Below are 18,492 nucleotides of genomic sequence, written 5' to 3'. Positions count from 1 at the left end.
ATTTTCCTATGCCGAGGTAGTTAGTCCCATTAGGTTGACTTGCCATCCTTGCAAGGAACTCAGGTAACATGTTTCTTAGTTCATCAAGCCTTGAAAACGGCTATGCTATAATGAAATTCAGAAAGGGGATGCCACGTTAATGTCACCTAGAAACATAGAGAAGGACTTGCAACAACGGGAAAAAAGAATCAACCACATCCTTGATACCGCGCTTGAGATCATTGCTCTTAAAGGAATCGGTTCAGTAAGCATCAACCACATCGCAGTGGCAGCAGGCATGAGCATTGGGAACATGTATCACTACTTCAAGTCCAAAGATGAGATTATCAGCGAAATTCTGAGAAGAGGCCAGACCAGTTACGGAGAACATGTCTCCCAACTCGCTGAGCAATCAGGCGATGCTCTGAATAAGCTTTTACTCCTATCTGAGTCGTGGCTTGCGTTGGAAAACAATTGGGCTTACACGATCCTTATCCACACAGCCCGACTTTCGGAAACTTCCTCCGAAGAGATTAGGCGGGAAGTTACGGAACGTTTCACGAATAACCTTGGTCCTGTCGCGAACATAATGGAACAGGGGCAAAAGGAAGGACTCATCGTCAGTGGTGTTCCCTTGGAGCTTGCCTATTATTTTGTAAGTTTAATTCAAGGACTGACGCTACAGAAAATGCCAGGCGCTGAAGTGCCGATCCGTGCGCAGGCGCGTTCGATTGTCTCTTTATTTGCTGTGTCTCTACATAACTCCAAAAGAAATGATTGACAACAGATACAGGCCACTGCTACAATTTCCCCAACAAACCGAGTGATCGCTCGGTTTGTGAACGAGAGTTCGACTGGACAACCAGAGATCGTTCATGGAGAAAGATATACAAGCAGAAGGCTTTTTTTATAACTATAAAACCAAGTAAATAGATCCGAAAAATTAATTTTAATTGGAGGTAACACCCTATGCTGATTATTGAGCGGTTGAACAAAACGTTCGCTTCTCCTACCGGGCCGATTGTGGCGCTAAGTAATATACGGTTGCAAGTTGAGCCGGGACAATTTATTACTTTTATCGGACCAAGCGGATGCGGCAAAAGTACATTGCTCAAGATCGTGGCCGGGTTAGACACGACCTATGAAGGAACATTGGAACTGAACGGAAAGGCAATTACGGGACCGAGTGTTGATAAAGGGTTTATTTTTCAAGAGCCACGTTTGTTCCCCTGGATGACGGTCGAGAAGAATATCGCAGCCAATCTCTCGCTTGGCAATGCTCAGGTTCGCCATCAAGTCCAAGAGCTGATTGAGCTAGTTCGTCTGAAAGGATTCGAGAAAGCATATCCGAAGGAGTTATCTGGAGGAATGGCTCAACGCGTGGCCATTGCAAGAGCATTGTTGCGTAAACCGGAGATACTGCTGCTCGACGAGCCTTTTGGAGCACTCGATGCCTTCACTCGCACACACATGCAAGAGGCGCTGCTAGACATCTGGCAGAACAGCCGGACGACCATGTTGTTTGTTACGCATGACTTGGACGAAGCGGTATTTCTTGGAGAGAAAGTCGTCATTATGAACCCTCGCCCCGGTCATATTCGCAATGTAATTCCTGTAGATCTCCCCTACCCGCGTAAGCGCAGTGGAGGGTCCTTTCAGGAGCTTCGCTCCCGCGTGTTAGGCGAGTTCGAAAAAGTGGAACATTCTCCCCTAATTGATAAGGGTGCCGGCATTTAAATTATACGCATAAACGAATTTACGTTCATAAAGGGGATACGAATATATGGTTAAAAAATATAATTTGATCGCAGTCATACTTGTTTTGATACTCGTTGTAGCGGGATGCGGCAATGCAAACAACAATGCTGGCAATGGCGAGGATGCCAAGCCGGTAGAAGGTAGTTCGAATCCGAATGCATCCTATGATGATGTCACGGTGAAGATTGGTGTGCAGGGCAAAGGCGGCTTGTTCGGCAAAGCGCAAGAACAGAAGTGGTTTGAGGATGCATTCGGAGAGTTGGGGGTAAAAGTGGAGTGGTTGGAATTCCAGAGCGGTCCTCCAATGATCGAAGCGATGGCCTCTAATCATTTGGACTTTGCTGGCATGGGCAACATGCCCCCAATCTCTGCACAAGCAGCTGGCATTGACTTCAAAATTATCTCACAGCTACTTGATGGCAAGAACAATGTAGCGATCATTGTGCCGAACGACAGCCCGATCAAAAGCATCGCGGATCTCAAAGGCAAAAAGGTAGCTGTCACAAAGGGGAGCAACGCCTATAACTTCCTATATCAAGTACTCCAAAAAGATGGTCTAGATAACTCCGATATTCAAGAAATTCAATTACAACCTGATGAAACGCAGCCTTCCTTCGAAAGCGGAAAAGTGGATGCCTGGGCCGTCTGGGATCCTTACATTACCCTGAATACATTAAGTGGCAAGGGAAAAGTGCTGGCTGATGGGGAAAGTGAAGGCGTACTGTCTCCATCCTTCCAATTGGTTCGTTCGGATTTTGCGAATGATTATCCTGAGCTGGTTACGCTTTATCTAAAGACATTCGAGCAAGCACGTCAGTGGGAAGCAAATAATCAAGAGAAAGCGTTCCAGCGCTATGCCGACGAACGCAACATTCCTATTGACCTGGTGAAGGGTATTCAATCGCGGGCGGCAATGATCAATATTCCGGTGAGTGACGAAACGATTGCCAATCAGCAGAACACCGCTAACTTTCAATTTGAATTAGGTACAATTCGCAAGGAAATCAACGTGGCTGATGTGTTCGACAACCAGTACATTGAAGAAGCTCTTAAATAAAGTAGAGGTGCGGTTATGCAAATATCGGGAAACAAGCTTGTTTTTCGGACTATTCATCTCCTGATCGGGATGTCAGTACCGGCGGCGATATTAATCATTTGGCAGATTGTATCCTCGAATGGGTGGGTAAATCCGGTGTTAGTTCCTCCTCCGAAGGACATCGTGGCTGAATTTGGACGGATGATCTCTTCAGGAGAACTGCTGACGAATTTGCGCATCTCGACGGGGAGAGCAGCACTCGGGTTCTTGTTGGGCGGCGGTCTGGGATTAGCCGCAGGATTATGGGTCGGGTTTTCGTTAAAAGCGGAACGGCTGCTCGATCCGTCACTTCAGCTACTTCGGACATTGCCTCACTTGGCTGTTGCGCCATTGTTCATTCTGTGGTTTGGCTTTGGCGAAACTTCAAAGATTGTACTCATCGCTAAGGGGGCATTCTTCCCTTTATATGTAAATGCCTTTTTGGGCGTTCGTTCGGTGGATCGCCAGTTGTTCGATGTAGCAAGCGTATTGCAATTCACGAAACTTCAGACCATTACCAAACTGATTATTCCTGCCTCACTTCCTTCCCTGTTTTTAGGCGTTCGGCTCTCGATTGCGGTAAGTTGGCTTGGCCTGGTTGTCGCGGAGATGATGGGTTCAAGTTCCGGGATCGGATATATCATCAATGACGCACGATCCTTCTCACTAACGTCTGTCATCTTCGTCGGCATAATTGTCTTTGCGATTGTTGGCAAAGTGACCGATTCACTGGTTAAGCTGGCAGAGAAGAAGTTGCTGCGTTGGCAGGATTCCATAGAGGGAGATGGATAACAGATTATGAGTACGAACGATATTATATTAAACTCCAAGGCTAATGAGAAGCAGAGGGCAATAAGAAGGGGGCGCCAGCGGAGAATGCCAAATTGGCTGTATGGCTGGGTGTTGCCCGTTATTATATTAGCTTTATGGGAGGCAGGCTCTGCTCTTGGACTGTTGTCTGACTCGGCACTGCCAGCTCCATCACGCATTGCTCGAACATTCTGGCAACTGTGCGTAAACGGCGATATGACGCAGCATCTCACAGCCAGCACCATTCGGGCGATTGGTGGATTCTTACTTGGAGCCGTAACAGGATTGCTGCTCGGTGTGTTTACTGGTCTAGGCAAATGGGTCGAACAAACGCTTGATCCGACGATACAGATGCTGCGGACGGTTCCGTTGCTTGCGGTTATTCCACTGTTCATTCTTTGGTTCGGAGTAGGGGAATTATCCAAAGTGCTGCTCATTGCACTAGGGTCATTTTTCCCGCTCTATTTCCATACACATTTGGGGGTCCGGAGTGCGGACAGAAAGCTGTATGAGGTTACCCGAATCTTGCAATATTCTAAGTTCCGACTGTTAACCAGGCTAATTATTCCCTCGGCGTTGCCAAACATTCTACTTGGTATTCGGTTATCTGTGGGTGCCTCCTGGCTATTGCTTGCCGTGGCAGAGATGATGGGCGCAAGCGCAGGAGTCGGCTATATGATACAAGACGCACGTGTATATGCACAGACGGATGTCGTCTTCGTGGGCATAATTATGTTTGCTTTGGTTGGCAAACTGTCGGATTCGGCAGTCAGACTGGTGGAAAGAAGATTACTGCGATGGAATAACACATATAAAGGCTGAAGATAGATATTTAGAATGAAAGCGGAGGAACGGATATGACAAAAAAACGACAGGGCCAGCTTCATCTTGGTGCATTTATATATTTCACCGGACATCATCATGCCGGATGGCGGCATCCAGACTCAGGGGTTGAGAAGATGTTTGATATCGAATGGTATAAGCGGATTGCCCAGACAGCTGAGAAAGGTAAGTTTGATATGATTTTTTTTGCTGACTTACTGCACTTGATCTACCCAAGTCGCGCCGCAGCAGGCATGCTGGACCCGGTGTCGCTGCTCTCTGCACTATCCATGGTAACGGATAAAATTGGGTTGACAGCAACTCTCTCGACGACCTATAACGAGCCATTCAATGCCGCGCGCCGTTTAGCTACACTCGACCACATAAGCGGAGGACGGACCGGATGGAATATCGTCACGTCGCAAGTTGACACGGAAGCTCGAAACTTCGGTCGAGATAAGCATCCTGAACATGGAACACGTTACGAGATGGCGCAGGAATTCGTTGACGTCGTTGCAGCATTATGGGATAGCTGGCCACAGGATTCACTCGTCATGAATCGGGCATCAGGCACGTTCGTCGATGAATCCAAGCTGCGTGTCGCTGACTATAAAGGGAAATGGTATTCCACACAAGGGCTCTTGAACGTCCCTCGTCCACCGCAAGGTTACCCCGTCCTTATTCAGGCCGGTTCCTCAGATCCAGGTCAGGATTTCGCCGCGAAAGTCGGCGAAGTGATCTTTACAGCACAGACGTCACTCGCTGCTGCGCAAGATTTCTATCGCACGGTGAATGAGAAACTTCTGGCAATGGGACGTGAACGTGGCAGCTTGCTCATCATGCCGGGTTTGTCGCCGATCCTCGGTTCAACTGTAGAGGAGGCCCGACGCAAGGAACGGGAGCTGCTCGACCTCATCGATCCGCAGGAAGCGGTAATGATGCTGTCCGGCATGCTTCAAACAGACCTCAGCGGGTATCCTGTGGACGGTCCATTACCAGACATCTCAGATCCGGTCGAAGCAAGCAACGGAATGAAGAGTCGCGTGCAACTCATTATGGACCTTGCACGTGACGAGCAATTATCCATTGCCGAACTCGGACGGAGGCTTCTCGGTGCCCGTGGTCATATGCAATTCGTAGGAACGCCTGAGCAGCTTACCGATCTCATGGAAGAATGGTTTAATGGATACGGCTGCGATGGCTTTAACATCATGCCGCCGGTTCTGCCTGGAGATCTTGATGACTTCGTCGAGCACGTCGTTCCAGAGCTTCAGCGACGTGGGCTCTTCCGCGGGGAGTATGAGGGGACAACGCTGCGAGAGCATCTGGGACTTTCAGAACCTACTGTTGTAGTAAGCCATAAACAGCAGGTTCACGGTTAATCCGTTACGAAGAACCAATCATCGAATTCGCTCTATTAGCTAAACTGTAAAACCAATAGATTTAGGCTGAGGCCGTTTTACGGTATTCTACCGGGGAACGGTCGTTTAGTTTTACAGCACTATTGATGGATCATATTTCTCCGGTACTGGTAGGGCGTAACTCCGTATTCGACTTTGAACAACTGGATAAAATATTGATTTTTTCGGTAACCAACCATCTGCGCTATATCGGCTACACGGAGTTCCGAATCTTGAAGCAATTGAGAAGCCTTCTCCAACCTTTTCCTGGAAATGTAGTTTGACACATTTTCGCCCGTCTCCTGTTTAAATAGTTTGGAAAAGTAGACGGGATGGAGATGTGCAACTTTCCCCAGTTCATCCAGGCTAAGGCCATGTGACAGATGGTCTTCGATATACGTTTGTACTTTGTCAACGATGGTTTGAATGGACATCTGTTTGTTGTTTCTGATCCGACTGACCCGATCCATGAGAGTTGAGGATAGTTCATCAGGATACCGTAACTGGTTGAATATCCAATCTACGGTTTCAGAGGGATCGCGATCCTTATCCGTCAGATATACATATAGAATGGTCTCCATGAGAAAGATTATTTTTTGTTTATGGAGATGGATGTGTTCATATTTTTTAATGATATTTCCCGCCGACTCCCAATCACCGCATGACGGAGAATGGTTGAATATGCCATTGAAGTCTTCTGAGTGTACGTCCTCATTAAGAAAGAATCGGTAGAACATCTGTCGGGTCACATTTCGGTCGGTCAATGAAAAGGGAGGAGACGCGACCGATTGCTCCAGTTTGATGGTCAGTTCCCCAGCAGCTTCTTCCGGAACAAGACCGAACAGTCCCGTTCCCGCAGCCCACACGAGACGATCCAATTTGTCTCCGACAGCATGTTTTATAACGTCCTCATGTTCCTGTGTGAAACCGTCCAGCTTGAAGCAGCACATACGACGACGCCCTAAAAATTCAGTATAAACATCATATTGCTTCCTTAATGTCTCGTTATGACCAAGAAGTGAAAGCAGATACTCCAATCCATCGAAGTTCTCCCATGCAACAGATTGAGCGGGCCGTGTCTTTGTAATATTGTTGATGGCTTTGGACATGGCTTTCTCCACATCATCTTTGTCGACAGGTTTGAGCAAGTAGTCCAGCGCTCCTAAACGAATTCCTTGTTGCGCGTATTCGAACTCAGAGTAGCCGGAAAGGATGATCACTTTGGTTGGCAAGTTATGTTGGTGGATATGTTGAAGCAGATCAATACCAGAAACCTCAGGCATTCGGATGTCAGTAATCAGAATATCGATGTGGTTTTGAGTCAACAACTCTCGGGCTTCAATCGAATTGGTCATCGTCTCGATCTGATCAATGCCAAAGGTGTTCCAATCGAGCAAGTGCTTCATATACTCAACGACATAATGTCCGTCATCCACAATTAATAATCGCATTAGTTATCTCCTTTCACCACGGGAATGCTGATGAGCAGCAGGACGGACAAGCCGCCCCAATCATTAGTAGTAAAATGTAACCCGCTACGTTCGCCGTACGTATTTTTCAGACGTTGATTTACATTCCAGAGCCCTACGCCTTTAATTCCTTCAGGCGGGGTATCACTCTCAAGCCGAGCCTCCAGACTACGGATATCATCCAGCGAAAGACCTTTGCCGTCATCGGATACCTTGATCGTTATTGCAGCCTCCGTCTGTTTTACTTCAATCGTCACCCGATGGGCACCTTGTTGTCCTTCAATTCCATGTTGAATCGCATTTTCAACCACTGGCTGGATGATTAGCGGCATGAGGGGAAGGGAGGACAATTCCGACGGCAGATCAATGCTGTACTCCATTTTTTTGCTTAGAGCCATAATTATCAGGAAATGTTCCGCAAACTGAAGCTCACTTTCCAGCGTGACTTCATGCCGGTCCAATTTGGTTAAATAACGATAATATTCAGCTAGATGTTTGCTCATGCGCATGACAGAATCAGGTGAAAACTGAGCCACCGACATAATGAAAAATAAACTGTTGTACAAAAAATGAGGATTGATCTGAGCTTGGAGTTGTTGAAGTTCCGCACTTCGTCTTAGTTCCGTTTCAGTCTTCAAGGATACAAACAAATCCTGGATCTCAGTAACCATGTGATTAAAACTTCTGAACAGGCTGTAGAACTCTCTATCCGTATTTTCGGTAATACGTGTATTGTGATTGCCTTGTTCGACCTGTGAAAACTTCCGCTCCAACAAACGAATATTACGGTAATAGTTCCGGTAAAACGTAAAGATCACAACCAGACCAAGCGTGAAAACGGCTAAAATGCTGGCAAAAAAAACTTTGCGGTTGCGGTCAATCGGTTGCAGAAAATCATTCGTCTGTGTATATGTAATCAGGTAGGCGTCGATTGATTCAATATATCGGGAAAGAACATAATAGTCGTCCGACTTGGTGTGATAATCATATTTTAAAGTGATCTCCGGCTGTGGAGAAATCATTTCAGTAACCGCTTTCAATAGATCGTTGTCGACTTCTTTCTCACTCCATAACTGATGGGAATTAAACCAAAAAAAAGCGTTTGAGCTGTCGTTATTCACAGCCTTTTTCAGCAGATTTTTCAAATAATCGGTATTCAGCTTTACACCAACGACGTACTGAGTCGGTTCATTTTGTCCGGATTTTTGGATGTAAGGGTAGAGGGCAAAGTAATACAAGCTATTGCCGACGATTTGCCATCCCCGTTGATGAACATCCTTGAACGGAAGTCTCGCTTCCAGCGTACTGTTGGTGGACAGAAACGTTTCTTCAGACTTCCAGTAAATGCCGATCGATTCAATCGATCGACTGGAGAGGAGCGTTTGCCGCAGGCGATCAACAATATCGTTTTTCTTCATTTGGGAATCGTAATTGCTCAGCTCGATAACATGCCTCTGATAAAATCGGACATCACTGTCTGCCGCATATTGAACTCCGTACATGTTAGCCTCGTATATAATCCCGTCCAGAATGCCTTTCACATAATCAAGCTGGTTTTTGGAAGCGCCAATCAGATTTTCTTCAAGTGTCTTGGAGCTTAATCGGTTCATCACGAAAAACAAACTTAACGTCAGCAGCAGAAAAAAAACAAAGAAATAGATGAATCGCTTCATATACATTTTTCTGATCATATATGTTTCCTTTCATATCGCCAAACGCAGAAGTTTAAACTCCAGATCGGATTAACTTTAATATAAGCCAAACCTTCGAAAAGCGGAAGGGCAGCAACGGCGATAAATGAAAGCGGTTTTAAAGTGCTTCAGGGTGGGGTGATGATCTTGAAATTTTGGCATTTTGGAGTGAAAGCGCTTTTGTTAAGCTTATCTTCAAGGGTCGCTTTCGAAAAGCCATCATAGAGGAGGTATGCAACATTAACGAGATTGTGCCCGCCAGATCCGCGAAAAAAACAAAAACAAAGCTTTCCCAGCGGACTTCATTCAAAAAGGAAATTAAGAAAAGCTGGCCTTTGTACGTACTGTGTATTCCCGCATTTGTGTTTGTCTGCATCTTTTCTTATGGCCCGATGGTAGGTTTGCTCATGGCATTTCAGGACTACAAACCATGGCTGGGCATCACAGGTTCACGGTGGATCGGGTTAGATAATTTCGAACGAATTTTCCAGTACAAAGAAGCCACACAAGCGATTGTTAATACGTTAATTATCGCCGTTTCTAAAATTATCGTTGGTATTATCGTTCCAATCGTCATGGCTATTCTGCTGAGCGAGATCCGAAATATGGGCATTAAGAAAAGTGTTCAAACACTGGTGTATCTGCCACATTTCTTATCCTGGGTTACGGTCGCGGGGTTGATGATTGACATTCTCGGATTAGATGGAGGGATCAATCACATCTTGACCCAGATTTTCGGGAACGATCCCATTTACTTCTTGGGTGATCCTGATCTGTTTCGATTCACGGTTGTGATCAGCGATGTGTGGAAGAGCTTTGGCTTTGGCATGATTGTTTATCTGGCGACCATTGCGGGAATTAATCCTTCTTATTACGAAGCGGCCGAGATTGATGGTGCCACACGTCGGCAGCAAATTCGATACGTCACCTTGCCTAGCATGTTGCCTATGATTATCGTCATTTCTACGCTGAGTCTCGGCAATATTCTGGACGCGGGCTTTGATCAGGTCTTCAATCTGTACAATCCGCTTGTCTACAGTACGGGAGATATCATTGACACCTATGTCTACCGTTCATCCTTGTTAAACGGGCAATATGGCTTCGGAACCGCTGTAGGACTGTTTAAATCAGGGATCAGCCTGATCTTGATTGTCGTATCCTACAGGTTGGCCTATAAATATGCCAATTACAAAATATTCTAACAAGGAGGGAGAGGGATCATGTACCATAAGACGACAGGCTATAAAGTATTCTCCTATTTTAATTACGCATTCATGATACTGGCAGGTCTGGCGTGTTTTCTACCACTGCTTCATCTGCTCGCGCAATCGCTCAGCAGCAAAGCGGCCATTAGCGGTAACATGGTGTCATTTTGGCCGGTCGGATTCAATGTGGACGCCTATATAAAAACGTTCAACAATTCCAATTTTAACGGTGCCATGCTGACATCCATCACTCGAACCGTTTTGGGTACGACCATCAGCATGTTCATCCTTACCTGTGCAGGATATGCCCTGTCCAAAGAATTTCGGGGCCGCAACGTGCTCATGTGGTTTTTTATCTTTACCATGCTCTTCTCGGGGGGATTGATACCTTCTTACATATTGATCACAGCCCTTGGATTAAAGGATACGATCTGGGCCCTTGTGCTCCCGGGAGCATTCGGTGCTTATAATTTGATTCTTCTCGTCAATTTTTTCAAAACGATTCCCAAAGCCTTGGAAGAAGCAGCATTTATTGATGGAGCGTCCTTTTTCGTAATTCTCAGCAAAATCTATTTACCATTATCTCTGCCTGGCATCGCGACCGTATCCTTGTTCATTATGGTAGGGCACTGGAACTCCTGGTTTGACGGGATTTTGTACATGTCGGATGCGAGTAAGTATCCGCTGGCTTCTTTCTTACAGACGGTTGTCGTGCAGAGCAATATGCAAAATATGGCGATGAGCCAGTCTGAGGTGGCAGCCATGTCGGAGCAAAGCATCAAAGCAGCCCAAATTTTTGTCAGCACGCTACCAATCATTTTGGTCTATCCTTTTTTACAACGTTATTTCGTGAAGGGGATCGTACTAGGAGCTGTAAAAGAATAATTAGGATTACGAAAAATTGGATCGCTATATAAGTTCAACTAAAATTTACACGATAACAGCGATCGGAAGGTTGTTCTGTCATCGGAGTACCAGTGTAAATATGCAATTAGTTGAACTTATATAGAAAACAAATTGAGTATGAGTGAAGGGGGCATGTTTCCATGAAGAAAAGAACTGATTTATGGAAAATGGTAAGTATGGTTATGCTGTCGGCTGCTCTTGTGGCTGGCTGTAACAAAGGGGAGAGTGCTTCCGAGACCGCACCGGCATCGGTGCTTAAGGACGGAAAATATGATCCACCGTTTACGATCACCATCGCCAAACAACAAGATGAAAATGCTGGGAAGTACATCAATGGTGAGACGTTAAATGACAATGTATTGACTCGCTGGGGCGAACAAAACCTGGGTATCAAAATCCAAACCACCCTGCTGGGAGGTGATGCTTCACAATATAATACCAAGCTGCGGCTGGCGTTAACGGGTTCCGAGAAACTACCCGACGTTCTGCCCGTCTATGACACCATGCTGGTCAATGATCTGATTGAGTCGGGGCAAGTCAAGGAGATTACAGAAGACATCTCAACCTACATGCCTGACCGGATAAAAGAAATATACAAACAATACCCAACCACCTTCAATCCAGTGGTTAGGGAGGGCAAGGTCTACGGGATGGCGATTGCGCCGAATTTGACGGAAGGCGAAGTCATGTTGATCCGCCAGGACTGGTTAGACAGGTTAAAATTGAAAGCGCCAACAACGATTGATGAGTTTGAACAAGTCATCGCGGCGTTCACTAATGAGGACCCAGATGGGAACGGCAAGAAAGACACATACGGCTTTACTTTTTCAGGTAAAGATTCCTACAATACGGGCTGGGTCAGCGATCCAGTCATGATATTCAGCGCATTCACGGGCAAGCACCTTCCAAGGCAATGGCATAACGACAATGGCAAACTCACCTATGGAACTGTGGCTCCTGGCAACAAAGAGGCATTGGCCAAGTTACGCGATTGGTATGCAAAAGGGTACTTGAACAAAGAATTGGCCACCCAAGGGGCATGGGATGCATTATCCGATTTTACGGAGGGGAAAGCTGGTATCATCATTGGTCGTCCTTGGCTGTACGACAGTGTGAAAGATGTGGAGAAAAATGTGGATGGTGCGAAAATTAGTGCTTACCCGACCATTCAAGGTGTGAACGGTGATAAGACCTACCAATCCGCCCAGTTGAACGATGGTGTATTCATGTTTAACAAGGATTTTCAGAACATGGAAGCCTTCTTCCTGTACTACGATAAAATGTACGACGCAGCGTTCAGCACAGGGGAGTTCAAATACGGCTACGCTCAAGGATACGATTACGATATCGTTAACGATAAAGTCACTTTTGATCCAACGAAATTTAATACGCCATTAGAGGCCGTGCAAGGCGTTGGGAAAATGGCATTTACCAAAAATACACCGAGTGTTGATGGCCCCGGTCAATCCTACTACGATCTGGCGAATGGAGTTAAAGCCGATACGGGTGTCCTCATTCAGAGCGCCTCGAAGGATCAAACGACGCAGGACGGATACCGGATTTCGTATGAAAACAGAGATGTTTTACTGCCAAATGAGTTTAACGGTCCACCAACGCCAACGATGCAAAATGTGTGGGAACAGTTGACCACCATGGAACAAGAGACGTTCACCAAAATCATATATGGCAATGAGCCGCTTGAAGCATTTGATACCTTTGTGAAACAGTGGCATGAAAAAGGCGGAGACACCGTGATCGAAGAAGTTAACGAATGGTACAACCAAGCCAGTGAGACGGATGTAATGACACTGATGAATTTGAAATAAAGTCAAGTTTCACCTGGATCAGCCTTCCTACAACAGGAAGGTTGGTCTTCTAAAAAAGGAGATGATGAGACATGATCAAAGGTAAATCGTGGATGGCTATCGTCATTGCATTGATGTTGTTAATAGTTCATTTAACGTCCTCAGCTCAAACCGTTCACGCTGCTGGTGAAGAGACTCATATTGCTGCAACACTGTTTGTGCTGAAGAATGAATCCGAAGTATCCAATGCCAAAATCCATTGGGCACCTGTCCAGGAAGCGACTGTATACGAGTTATACAGATCAGAGAACAATGCGCCTTATACGTTATTACAGACCTTAACAGGTACAACGACGGATGATTATGAACTCAATATAGGTAACACATACAAGTATCAAGTGAAGGCATATGGCGGAACTTCCTTGTTAACCTCCGCTGTCTCGCCAGAATATACCCCTTACAGCCTTCCAGAGGACCTCACAACTTTTGATAACACAACGCAATCAACGCTTATGCTCCCGAATGAACTTAAAGTTGGAGACACCTACTACAGATTTAATTTCGTGCAAAAGTCATCAGGCGGTTTTGGCGAAATGATTCAACAGACATCAACGGATGACATCACATACGGTAACGACAAAGTGGTCCTGTCCTACACGGATCATCCCGATCTGGCGAATTCAAAATTTGAGGGGATCAATATCCTCTACCATGCACCCACGAACAAATTTGTTTTTTGGGCTCACTATGAGAACAGTACAGACTACACACTTGCGAGGGTATCGGTGGCTTCAGCCACACCTGGAGAAGACTTTACATTTCACAAAAGCTTTCGGCCGGAAGGGAACCAATCCCGGGATATCTCCATTTTCAAAGATGATGATGATTCGGCGTATCTGATCTCTACGGCCAATAATAATTCGGACACCATCTTATATAAGTTAACCTCCGATTGGTTGGATGTGGATCATCAAGTTTCTGTTATTTATCAAAGTCAACACAGGGAACTGCCCAAGATGATCAAAAAAGATGGCATTTATTATTTGTTCTCTTCCCAAGCGGCAGGTTGGTACCCGAGTATCCCCCTGTATTCATCAGCAACAAGTATAGACGGAGATTGGTCTGAATTGCGGACGATTGGCAACACGTCAACCTTCTCGGCGCAGTCGGGTTCCGTCATGCGGGTGAAGCCAGATATGGGTAACAACGTGGTTATGGTTGCGTATCGCTGGATGTTTGGCTGGGCAGGTACGCAAAATGGAACAACAGAGGAACGACTGCTTCCCGTTTGGTTCTCTGATGGTTACGCATTTTATGATTATTTTGATCAAGTCCTTTATAACACAAGCGATGATGTTGTCGTTCCCGTTCAAAATGGAAAACTGCTGTCCCAAGGTAAACCAGCAACAGCCCAAACGGCTACTGGAACAAATCCGGCAAGTTATGCTAATGATGGCAACTACCAAACCGAATGGGTCGGTACAGGCAGTTCTTGGCCACATTGGTGGAAGGTCGATCTCGGCTCTGTTCAACAGTTGAATAATGTGCAAATCTCCTGGTGGATGCAAAAAGGCTCCGAAGGTTATTACAAATACAAAATCGAGACCAGTACGGATAATGTAAACTGGACCGTGGCATTGGATCGAACCAACAACACATCTTACGGTTTCACCTCAGATACTCTATCGAGCACTGCTGCCAGGTATGTACGAATTAATATGCAAAATGCGGCACTTCATAACAATCCAAACAATTGGTACACGCCAAGACTATGGGAAGTGAAGGTATTTGGATCGGACACCAATTAACGATGTTCTTAACAGAAGAGAGGTAACGGTGTGAATAATCAATTAACCAATGGTGGCATCTGGAATGATTCAAGCGGTCAGCCGATCCATGCCCATGGTGGACATATGTTATTCCATGACGACTATTATTACTGGTATGGCGAAGATCGGAGGGACGATATATATGTTAGTTGTTACCGTTCCAAAGATCTATTCAACTGGGAGTTTCGGAACCATATCTTGACCACCTCTACGCCAGCTGCACCCATTCGAGTTCGGACAAATCTGGCATTAGTGAACGATAAAGGTGGAAAAGTAAATCTCGAACGGCCTAAAGTTCTTTTCAACACGGTGACAAAGAAGTTCGTCCTCTGGGTTCACTATGAGAATGGTAATAATTACAACGATGCCGCATGCTCCATTGCCACATCGGATTCTCCGGATAGTCATTTCGTGTATCATGGCAGCTTTAATCCGTACGGGTATATGTCGCGTGACTGTACGCTCTTTCAGGACGATGACGGGACGGCTTATTTTATTTCGGCTGCCAGAGACAATGCGGACCTGCACATCTATCGTCTGCAGAAAGATTATCTTAATGTAGAAAGTCTTGTCGGAAAGCTCTGGCAGGGCGAATATCGGGAGGCGCCAGCTGTCTTCAAACGAAAAGGGAAGTATTATATGGTGACCTCATTTTGCACGGGTTGGGCTCCCAATCAAGGGAAATACGCGATGGCTAATACGATGGATGGTCCATGGGGGATGCTAAGCGATTTTGGCGATGAAACGACGTATCAAACGCAACCAGCGTTTGTGCTGAAGCGATCAGCGGAGGAGTACTTATATTTTGCAGATCGCTGGAACGGATCGGATTACTTTCAATCCAGCTATGTGGTACTGCCGATTGAATTCAATGGGGACATTCCGATTCTAAATGATTATTCCACATTATCTTTGCGAGAGGACGCACATCTGATTCATTTTGAACGATAATTTGAATGATAAAACGACTGATGAGAAAAGACTTTGTTCCTACAGCGAATGCAGGTTCAAAGTCTTTTTGAATGAATTTTATAATTTCAAATCCAACGAATAACGATCGCGAAGTACTGAACAATGGTGGAGCTCATGTCCAGCCATAACAAATGCAATCGATCGAGCTGAAGCAGTGTTATCACTGACGATCCCTCTACAGAGCCATGCTTCCGGGGTGAGGCGACGAAGCATAAGAATGGTTGAGCGGCGTGTGACGGCATATTCTTCGCTCAAATCAGCCAGGGTATACGCATTGAAAGGGTGGGTCTGCATAAGCACGTCCTGATCGTAGCCGGGATGATTCGCTTGGTCACCTCTGGCGATGCGAAGCAATCGGCTGCTCATGATGCGTTCGTTATCCAAAAGGTGACCGATGACCTCTTTCACGCTCCATTTGCCTTCGGCGTAACGATAATTTGCTTGCTCCTCTGTCAATGAAGAGAGCAAAGTTGGTATGATGTTGGCTTGCAGCTCTAAGCGTTCGATGATGTTCCCTTCAGGAACAAGCTGGATGTACCCTTCATAATAAGCTGCATATTCCTCTGTAGTTGGTCTTTCAACCATGGTAATGCCTCCTTTGTGATCATAGATCTGGAATATATTGTAGCATAAATCTTACTTCCAGCATTGAAATGGGCCCTTCCGCTTGATAGGTGGAAGGGCTGCTTCATGTAAATGGAGCAGTCTTATAGCGTTTGGTTATACCACTTCTAATCCGTTCGTCGTATCCCCTTAGTTTGGACAAACTTCTCTAAAACCGCAAAATCCTCCGTCACTTTTTTGAACGGCAACGTGTCCAGCACCTGTCCCCGATAACTCTTTTTAGCCGCTTCGCTGAGACGGGAGTCAAGTATGCTGAGTATGCCGAGGTCCGTTTCACTACGAATCAAACGACCCGTTCCTTGCCGCAACCGAAGAAGCATGTCCGGTACAAACACCTCCATGAACGGATTCTCCGTTACAGATGACTTATATTCATAAACAGGATCCGATGGAACAGGGAAGGGCAGCCGGAAAATAATGACCTGTGACAGGTCAGACCCCTCGATATTCACACCTTCCCAGAATACACCGGTACCCAGCAGTACACCTTTGCTTTTCCTGAATTCGGCGATGACACTGTCCTGTGATGAACCCTCTTTCTGAACATGGACTGCCCATGTGTATTCATTAGCCCTTGAGATCAACTTTTTGTGAATGTACTTCATGTCCTCTTTTGCTGAAAAAAGGACGATTGTTCTTCCTTGAGTTAGATTACAGAGTTGAACCAATTCCTTATAAGCTGCTTCAAGATAGATTTCGCGCTGGTCATGTTGGTAATATGGAATTTTGTTCGAAATGTACATCGTGGCATGGTTGGTGTAGTCAAAAGGGGAGGGTTGGCGCTCTAAGAAATCTCCCTTATAACCAAGGGAGTGCGTCATATAAGAATATTGTTCCTCCAGCGTATCCCCGCCTTGGCACAGTGTTGCTGATGTTAGGATTACAGGTACCTTACCATTAAATAAAGCGTATTTCAGAAATTGGCTTATATCTTTGGGACAGATGCTGATTGTGGTTACTCTAAGGGGGCTGCTTGCCCATAAAAGATAGTTGTCCTCAATTTCAGATAAGACATTAATAAGGGTAATAAGCCCGTTGATGGCTTCAAAAGCGTCATCGATTTCCCGCTCGTGGCGTGAGGTCAAAATGGAAAGGCGCAGACTGAGATCTTTTAAATCGTTTAAGACTTGGTTTAACGGTATTCCTTTGATTTCCGACACTTTGATTCGGTCGTTATCCTGCTTGGCATGGTGGAGCAGATCCGCGTTTACCTGTTTGAAGATGCGCTCAGCGCAGTTTTTGATGAACTTGGATTGTGAGAAGAGACTTTTATCCCCGGACTGCTTCGTTAGAAGCTGCACCGCGTTATCCAGAATGCGGCAGATTCCCCGATAAGTGAACTCAAGTGTTCTGGCATCCCGAACTTTTGCTTCCAGATTATGCGCTTCATCAATGACGATCAGAGCAGGCTGTTCCGAGATGATGCTCTTGGTTCCTTCTTTTTTCTTCATCAAATCTCGTATGAGCAAGTCCTGGTTCACGATAATAAAATCAATCTCGTGAGCTTTTGCATTCAATTTCGCTCTCATATCGTAAAACAAACATGCATTTTTGTGATGACAACGTTCAAATTTGCAATCATTCACGGAAACGTGGGACCATTCGGCATCACTAACTCCAGCTTTAATATCGGCTCTTTCATCAATTTCATAATCTAATATGCGCTGTGCGAGGGTAGATACGGAGGAGTTTGCATCATCAAGATTGATCCATTCCGCTGCTCTACTTCGACAGGCGTACTGACCCATGCCTTTCCCCACCACGGAGCGAACCGTTGAGAATCCCAACCGACTACCAATGATTCTTAAATCTTTATGTATCTGTTCCGAGAGCTGAATGGAGGATGTAGCTATAATGACTGGTTTCTGGGACATTTGATTCGTGAGCAGACTTGGGATCAGGTACGCAAAAGACTTACCGATTCCGACACCAGCTTCAATCATGGCATTATGCCCATGGATATAAGCATCGGCGATATCGAGAGACATTTCTTGCTGTCCAATTCGCTCTCTAAGGCCAATTCGGGGGAACCGGTCATATATTCGGAAGATGGCGTTAACCAAAGAACGTTCGATTTCCTTGTCCGGTTCCTGTTTATTCATTTTATAAAGTTCATTTAACCAATTCATAACGATCGCCTCTCTTCC

General features: G+C 45.7%; 15 protein-coding genes. 11 read left to right on the top strand and 4 right to left on the bottom strand.

All coding sequences use genetic code 11. The annotated features are described in order from the left end of the window. Window positions 1-139: 139 nt before the first annotated feature. The 6 genes from ACDJ59_RS10525 to ACDJ59_RS10500 all read left to right on the top strand — a co-directional run bounded on the left by ACDJ59_RS10525 (window position 140) and on the right by ACDJ59_RS10500 (window position 5,826). Window positions 140-760, top strand: a complete 621-nt coding sequence (locus ACDJ59_RS10525; protein WP_413408782.1) for a TetR/AcrR family transcriptional regulator — start codon at window positions 140-142, stop codon at window positions 758-760. A gap of 188 nt (window positions 761-948) precedes the next feature. Beyond that, complete coding sequence (locus ACDJ59_RS10520) at window positions 949-1,716, top strand: ABC transporter ATP-binding protein (protein ID WP_413408781.1); 768 nt, start codon at window positions 949-951, stop codon at window positions 1,714-1,716. 46 nt (window positions 1,717-1,762) lie between these two features. Next, window positions 1,763-2,794 (top strand): aliphatic sulfonate ABC transporter substrate-binding protein, encoded by a 1,032-nt coding sequence (locus ACDJ59_RS10515; protein ID WP_413408779.1) that lies wholly within the window; start codon window positions 1,763-1,765, stop codon window positions 2,792-2,794. A gap of 15 nt (window positions 2,795-2,809) precedes the next feature. Further along, on the top strand, window positions 2,810-3,604 hold the full coding sequence (locus tag ACDJ59_RS10510; protein WP_413408778.1) for an ABC transporter permease: 795 nt from the start codon (window positions 2,810-2,812) through the stop codon (window positions 3,602-3,604). Between the two features lie 84 nt (window positions 3,605-3,688). After that, a complete protein-coding gene (locus ACDJ59_RS10505) occupies window positions 3,689-4,444 on the top strand; it encodes an ABC transporter permease (protein WP_413408776.1) in 756 nt (251 codons plus the stop codon). A 35-nt stretch (window positions 4,445-4,479) separates the two neighbouring features. After that, window positions 4,480-5,826 (top strand): LLM class flavin-dependent oxidoreductase, encoded by a 1,347-nt coding sequence (locus ACDJ59_RS10500; RefSeq protein ID WP_413408774.1) that lies wholly within the window; start codon window positions 4,480-4,482, stop codon window positions 5,824-5,826. Between the two features lie 119 nt (window positions 5,827-5,945). On the opposite strand, the gene ACDJ59_RS10495 is transcribed toward ACDJ59_RS10500, so the two are convergent. Together ACDJ59_RS10495 and ACDJ59_RS10490 are read right to left on the bottom strand one after the other, a co-directional pair. Further along, on the bottom strand, window positions 5,946-7,295 hold the full coding sequence (locus ACDJ59_RS10495) for a response regulator transcription factor (RefSeq protein WP_413408773.1): 1,350 nt from the start codon (window positions 7,293-7,295) through the stop codon (window positions 5,946-5,948). Next, window positions 7,295-9,004 carry a sensor histidine kinase gene (locus tag ACDJ59_RS10490; RefSeq protein ID WP_413408772.1) on the bottom strand — a complete coding sequence of 570 codons (1,710 nt, stop codon included), beginning with the start codon at window positions 9,002-9,004 and terminating at the stop codon, window positions 7,295-7,297. Before ACDJ59_RS10490 ends, ACDJ59_RS10495 begins: the two co-directional genes overlap by 1 nt. A gap of 317 nt (window positions 9,005-9,321) precedes the next feature. Between ACDJ59_RS10490 and ACDJ59_RS10485 the strand changes: the two genes are divergently transcribed. From ACDJ59_RS10485 to ACDJ59_RS10465, 5 genes are all read left to right on the top strand, one after another. Continuing rightward, complete coding sequence (locus ACDJ59_RS10485) at window positions 9,322-10,206, top strand: ABC transporter permease (protein ID WP_026081071.1); 885 nt, start codon at window positions 9,322-9,324, stop codon at window positions 10,204-10,206. Between the two features lie 18 nt (window positions 10,207-10,224). Beyond that, window positions 10,225-11,094, top strand: coding sequence for a carbohydrate ABC transporter permease (locus ACDJ59_RS10480; RefSeq protein ID WP_413408771.1), 870 nt, complete (start codon window positions 10,225-10,227; stop codon window positions 11,092-11,094). Window positions 11,095-11,255: 161 nt separating this feature from the next. Then, complete coding sequence (locus tag ACDJ59_RS10475) at window positions 11,256-12,941, top strand: hypothetical protein (RefSeq protein ID WP_413408770.1); 1,686 nt, start codon at window positions 11,256-11,258, stop codon at window positions 12,939-12,941. A 71-nt stretch (window positions 12,942-13,012) separates the two neighbouring features. Continuing rightward, complete coding sequence (locus tag ACDJ59_RS10470) at window positions 13,013-14,728, top strand: discoidin domain-containing protein (RefSeq protein WP_413408769.1); 1,716 nt, start codon at window positions 13,013-13,015, stop codon at window positions 14,726-14,728. A 30-nt stretch (window positions 14,729-14,758) separates the two neighbouring features. Continuing rightward, window positions 14,759-15,700, top strand: coding sequence for a family 43 glycosylhydrolase (locus ACDJ59_RS10465; protein WP_413408767.1), 942 nt, complete (start codon window positions 14,759-14,761; stop codon window positions 15,698-15,700). 78 nt (window positions 15,701-15,778) lie between these two features. Here the strand turns inward: ACDJ59_RS10465 and ACDJ59_RS10460 are convergent, their stop codons facing one another. Further along, a complete protein-coding gene (locus tag ACDJ59_RS10460; protein ID WP_047843041.1) occupies window positions 15,779-16,306 on the bottom strand; it encodes a DinB family protein in 528 nt (175 codons plus the stop codon). Between the two features lie 146 nt (window positions 16,307-16,452). Then, complete coding sequence (locus ACDJ59_RS10455) at window positions 16,453-18,474, bottom strand: ATP-dependent DNA helicase (RefSeq protein ID WP_413408766.1); 2,022 nt, start codon at window positions 18,472-18,474, stop codon at window positions 16,453-16,455. Between the last annotated feature and the right edge of the window lie 18 nt (window positions 18,475-18,492).

This window comes from Paenibacillus amylolyticus (assembly GCF_047302515.1).
GTDB lineage: Bacteria > Bacillota > Bacilli > Paenibacillales > Paenibacillaceae > Paenibacillus > Paenibacillus amylolyticus_G.
The sequence above is the reverse complement of the archived record's forward strand: the minus strand, read 5'-3'. Positions and strand labels throughout refer to the sequence as shown.